Origin of the sequence: Bradyrhizobium sp. 138 (genome assembly GCF_023074075.1) — a bacterium.
Taxonomy (GTDB): Bacteria; Pseudomonadota; Alphaproteobacteria; order Rhizobiales; family Xanthobacteraceae; genus Bradyrhizobium.
Genome location: NZ_JADPKT010000096.1, coordinates 1 through 592, shown reverse-complemented (window position 1 = coordinate 592; position 592 = coordinate 1). Strand labels below are relative to the sequence as shown.

The window sequence follows — 592 nt, the reverse complement described above, 5'->3', positions numbered from 1 at the left end:
TTGTAGCCCACCACGACGAACCAGGGCGCGAGGTCGCCGGCGAGGCGCGCGCGGCAGGACTTCTGCACCACGTAGAACGAGGTCGCGATCAGCACATTGCCTCCGAAGGCGAAGATCACCGCGGAGGTGTGTAGCGGCCGCAGGCGGCCGAAGCTGGTCCAGGGCAGATCGAAGTTCAGCGCGGGCCAGGCCAGCTGCGAAGCGATGATCAGGCCGACGAGAAAGCCGGCAATGCCCCAGAACATCGCCATGAAGGCGGAGAACTTGATCGGGCCCATATTGTAGTTCGGGCGGCCGTTGACCTCCGCAGGTGGCAGCGTGGCCGGCCGTTCGAAGTAGCGGTTCACGATGACGAACACCGCAGCCAGGCTCGCCGCCGCGCTGAGCGCGGCATGGAAGGCGAAGGGCGCATCGAGCGCCTTGGCCGAAGCGATCACGCAGAGGAAGGCGGTGACTGCGAACACGACAGCCAGGCCGCTTTCACCGATGGTCATGGATTTGGAAATGGAGGGCTGGCTCATGCGGATTCTCTCTGAAAGAACACAGAGCCAGAAACCACATTCACCCTCGCGGGGAATTGATTGAAATCAAG

1 protein-coding gene is annotated in these 592 nt (G+C 63.0%); it reads right to left on the bottom strand.

Translation table 11 applies throughout. The features are described from left to right. Nucleotides 1–521 (bottom strand): cbb3-type cytochrome c oxidase subunit I (locus IVA79_RS34960; protein WP_247561699.1); only part of this gene is annotated, 521 nt, incomplete at its 3' end. Between the last annotated feature and the right edge of the window lie 71 nt (nucleotides 522–592).